The sequence below is a fragment of the Ensifer sp. Root278 genome (assembly GCF_001429285.1).
GTDB lineage: Bacteria > Pseudomonadota > Alphaproteobacteria > Rhizobiales > Rhizobiaceae > Ensifer.
In genome coordinates, this window is sequence record NZ_LMJJ01000033.1 from 1 (window position 1) to 4,597 (window position 4,597).

The following is a 4,597-nucleotide window of genomic DNA, read 5'->3' on the forward strand; positions in this document are numbered from 1 at the left end:
TGAGCATCGTGGACCTGGTCGTCGGTCGAGACGCGGGCGTAGCCGATCAGCCGCTTGAGTGGCTGTTGGACGTTAACGGTTTGTCGCTTCGCCATCGCTTTTTAACGGCCTCGTTTCAAAAGGCTTTGTACAGATAAGGAATGCGTGAGAAATTGGTCGGTTGCAAGCGTGTTTTATGCATCAAATTGAAGCCCGCCAGACTCAAATCGTCACCCGGGATGAGCAACGGGGCATCCACAGTGGTAAACGCGCGCCAGCGGGCTTCTGTGGCGGAAACGCTGGAAAGATAGCGGTTTCGGAGATGGCCCACGAGAGGAGGGGGCCGCTGAAACGCATCGGAGCTCAAATTCGGTAAAGGGGACGGGCCATGTGCGCCGCCGCCGCCCGGCGAGTTCCGTCTTGGGGAGTCCGGTCATCCCGGGCTACGGCACCCGAGAAGCCCGAAAAACCAGGCGTTTCCGGTTATCCCGGACGACCGACATCAGGCATTTGCGCCTCCAAACCCATCACTATTGATACTTGAACCCTATCGATAGTGAGTTGGCGCCGAAATTGACGTCCACATGACGGAAGTATGAGGTAAATTGGCTTCCGTTTGTGTAATTAAAGACGTTAATTCATATGGTTAATTGTTGATAAATTTGCGCAGGAAGTGCGACGCTGGGGTAACGGGGGCAGATTTTCTGGCGATGCTGATGAGATAGGCAACCTAACGGCTTCACGGCGAAGAGGGAGGGGTTTCTCAAAGCCCGGATGCCTTGAGGTGATTGACGTGCTCGCGGCATCACGAAGATGATTTCCCGGGGCCTGGCCAGCTTGATTCCCGCAAGTATCTCTTGCGTTTACTGAGACTGTGCTAATCTGCAGCCTCCTGATCCATCTGCTCTCGGTGACGGGCAATGTCCGACAGCATTCCATCCAACTGCCATTCACCACCTGCCGCCGTTGATCACCGCTCAGGAGAGCGACATGCTGTTCGATGTCGCCGTGACTTCATGATCCGCTCTCGTCGATCTCCCGCTCACCGGAGCCGGCCAGATCGAAACGCCGCCGGCATCGGTGGAACTCGAAGCCGTGGCAAGCCATCCGTGCCCGTTGTAGATCAGTCGTCCGTGGGAGGGAAAGCCTGAGCCATGTTTGAATTCATGCTATGCTCGATGCTGACAATCCTGCCGGACTATCTCTACCGCCGTTATGCCCAGGGCAAGCGGTTCGGCAAAGAGATCACGATCTATTCCGTCTGGTTCGAACTGCGCTACGGGATCACCGCCTGCATCCTCCTGACGATCTCCTTGATCACGCTGATCTTTTACTTCCATCCGTCGACGTCGCATGTGAACGCGGCGTTCCGCACCGTCGCGGTGCTTCCCGAGACCAGCGGACGGGTCTCCGAAATCTATGTCACTGCCTTCGACAAGGTGGAGGCCGGCCAGCCCCTGTTCAAGCTCGACAGCTCGGAAGAGGAAGCCGCCGCCGAGGTTGCCCGTCGACAGATCGCCGAAGTCGATGCCGAGATGACTGTCTCGCGCACCGAGCTGGTCGCTGCCGATGGCGCGATTGTGCAGGCACAGGCGGCGGTGCAGCAGGCCCAGGACGAATACGAGACCCAGGTCGAACTGAACAAGCTGAACCCAAATGTCGTCGCACGGCGCGAGATCGAGCGTCGACAAGTCGCACTGGAAGGTAGCAAGGGTGCGCTTACCGCCGCCCAGTCCAACAAGCAGACGCTGGAGACCAAGCTCCAGTCGCTACTGCCCTCGCAGAAGGCCAGCGCCGAAGCGGCCTTGAAGCAGGCGGAGGTCGATATCACTAAGACCACCGTGCGCGCCGGCGTGTCTGGCACGCTGCAGCAGTTCACCCTCCGGGTCGGCGAAGTGGTCAATCCAATGTTGCGGCCGGCGGGCGTTCTGGTGCCTGAAGGTAACGGTGGCAAGCCGTGGCTGGTTGCCGGCTTCGGCCAGATCGAGACGCAAGTGATCAAGGTCGGCATGATCGGCGAGGCGACCTGCGTCGGCAAGCCTTTCACCATCATCCCGCTCGTCGTCACCGAGGTGCAGGATGTGATTGCCGCCGGTCAGGTGCGCGCCAGCGATCAGCTGATCGATATTGCGAATATTTCGCGGCCCGGCACGCTGACCGTTTTCATGGAGCCGCTCTATCCCGGCGTGCTCGATGACGTGCCTCCGGGCAGCACCTGCATTGCCAATGCGTATACCAACAGCCATGATGAACTGGAGTCGCCCGACATCAGCACTGGCCGCTGGGTCTATCTGCACGTAGTCGATACCGTCGGTCTCGTCCATGCGATGATCCTGCGCTTGCAGGCGCTGATGCTGCCGGTGCAGACACTGGTGTTCGGTGGGCACTAAAGCGGAAACAAGGTGACCCACGGGTCTTGAGGCGAGGCGCCGCCGCCCAATAACGCGCTCCACTTGACCTGCGGTCCCCCTCAGGCAGGTCCGGTAACGAATTTCGTCGCTGTCCGAGTTAGGCGCGCAGTCGCTGCGGAATAGCGGCGCTATTGAAATCGTTAGCGATAAATCTACCGGTGTTGTTCGGGTAAACCCAGCCGCCGTATGACAATTCAGCGTTTGAAACGCCAAACCAAAACCGACATGGATCATAGCATGGGCTGAAGAAGTACAAGATGCCTGTTCGTAGGGGAGGGCGCCTAGGCTTTGGTCGCGACAAGGGTGGCCAACGGCGGGATGGCCTGGCCATCAACGCCGAGGCGATCACCGAGATAGTGCCAGAAGGAAAGTCCGAGCTTCCGGCAGGTCTTCATCAGCCCGAGCATGGTGTCGCGTGCGACGCGACCATCGCGGCTCATCGTGCCGCCGGAGATCTTGCGCTTGGTGACGAAGCTGCGCAGATCGTTCTCCGACGCATTGGTGTGGAGCGGCGTTCCCGGTCGTTCCAGCACCTTGAGCAGTTCGTCCTTGCGGCGAAACAGGCGCGCGAGCAGTTTATCGAGTTCGTCGTAACCGGTGCTGAGCGAGAAGATACGGTCGAAGCGTCGGTGGAATGCGGCAGTGAGCCCTGGCGGCGGCTTTCGTTTGACGTTCTTCAGCGCCCGGTAGAACTGCCACACGAGATCGCGCACCGTCTCGACTAGACGCACCTGCCGCGGCGTTGTCGGCATTAGCTTTTGCAGCAGCCGCTCCGAGTGGACCCAACAGAGCGCATGATTGCCGACCCGAAACTGGCCGGCGTCGTCGGAAACGATGACGGTGTCACCGATGAGACCATGATGGCGGATCGATCCCCAGATGCCGGCTTCCGCCAGTACACGGATCGCCTGCCGGTCGAAAATGTCGATGCCTTTGCTCGCCAGATATTCGAGAAATGGCACCTGGTTGCAAAAGCGTCTGGGTTCATGGCTGCGGATTTTGGCGACCAGCGCCGGATCGACGCGACGGCGATCGAGATAATCGAAGGCGGCGTCGTTGAGGACATAGTCCTGATAGCTGCCTCTGAGCAGCGACAGGAAGTTCAGCCGGGACTTGGAGGGCGTGGTGCGGAAATTGGTGAACTGCGCCCCGCCGATCTGGGTCGTATGGAAATTGGAGCGCGCATGCCGGGCGCCGGTATCGTCGACGGTGATATAGGGTGCCGAAAGCAACCCGGCATGCAGCACCGCCGCATCCTCGGCGACAAAGCTGTCCAGCCCTTGGGTCATCAGCCGCACGACCTGCCGCTTGGAGACGTCGACGCCAACATCGTTGAGCAGCGTCGTCAGCCGCTCCATCGTCACCTGTCCTTGCGCGTGCAACATCAGGCAAAACCGTCGCAGGTTGGCGCCGTAGCTTCCGATGATTCCTGCAGGCAACGGCGCAAGCAGCATCTTGCCGTCCGGTGTCAGCCAGCATTCGCGCCGGTAATGCACGAGTTCAGCTGTGACAATCAGTTCCCGGATATGGCAGCTCTTGTAGCCCTTGAAACGTGAACCTGGAGGCGGCGTCATGCGGAGTACGTCTTCCCGGCTCACCCGCTTGATGTCGAGCTTCGGGCCGCGCGGCTTCTTCTTGGCTGCCGGCGGATCATCCTGTTTGAAATCCGTCGCCTTCTCCATGCCCGACTGGCGAAACGGCGGCCGCGGCGGCAGGTTCTTCAGTCTGGCGACCTCGTCGCGCAAGAGCTGGTTCTCCACCTTCAGGCGGATGTTTTCCTGGCGCAGCGCTGCATTCTCTTCGCGAAGCTCCGCGTTCTCGGCGCGAAGCTTCGTGACTTCTGCGGAGAGCTCCCTGACCTCACTGACCAGACCCGTCACAAGCGAACGCAACGCGTTCAGCGATAGCGTGTCGGCGTGCTCGGGGGAGGGGAGGCGCTTCTTCGGCATGACCGAAACGAATCTGATTTGCGCCCAAGGCGGAATCCTTGACCCATCGCCGACGGCTCATATCGCCCGCTTATGCACAGGTCTTACATAGCGGCCGCGAAAGGGACGCCACCAAATGTGCCCCGGTTACGACGCTGGKGGTAACSGGGGCAGATTTGGGGGGAACGCCGGTACAAACCGGCAAGGAGTAGATGGTGCAAGTCCATTACGATGAAGGAGTAGCGATCCACATCGGCCCCGAGTCATGCGCGGGTAGTC

Annotated in this window: 2 protein-coding genes and 1 pseudogene; 1 reads left to right on the plus strand and 2 read right to left on the minus strand. The window is 60.0% G+C overall.

Features of this window, described 5'->3' with window-relative positions:
* A pseudogene (locus tag ASE60_RS36230) lies at positions 1-95 on the minus strand (recombinase family protein); the annotation flags it as partial.
* Between the two features lie 1,038 nt (positions 96-1,133).
* Here ASE60_RS36230 and ASE60_RS19730 point away from each other — a divergent pair.
* Positions 1,134-2,369, plus strand: coding sequence for a biotin/lipoyl-binding protein (locus tag ASE60_RS19730; RefSeq protein ID WP_057252249.1), 1,236 nt, complete (start codon positions 1,134-1,136; stop codon positions 2,367-2,369).
* Positions 2,370-2,671: 302 nt separating this feature from the next.
* Here the strand turns inward: ASE60_RS19730 and ASE60_RS19735 are convergent, their stop codons facing one another.
* Entirely contained in the window at positions 2,672-4,339 is a 1,668-nt protein-coding gene (locus ASE60_RS19735) for a transposase (RefSeq protein WP_057252250.1), read from the minus strand.
* Positions 4,340-4,597: the final 258 nt, after the last annotated feature.

Excerpts from the sequence above, each read along its gene's own strand:
- ASE60_RS19730 (WP_057252249.1), top strand. The coding sequence starts at position 1,134 with ATGTTTGAATTCATGCTATGCTCGATGCTGACAATCCTGCCGGACTAT.
- ASE60_RS19735 (WP_057252250.1), bottom strand. The coding sequence starts at position 4,339 with ATGCCGAAGAAGCGCCTCCCCTCCCCCGAGCACGCCGACACGCTATCG.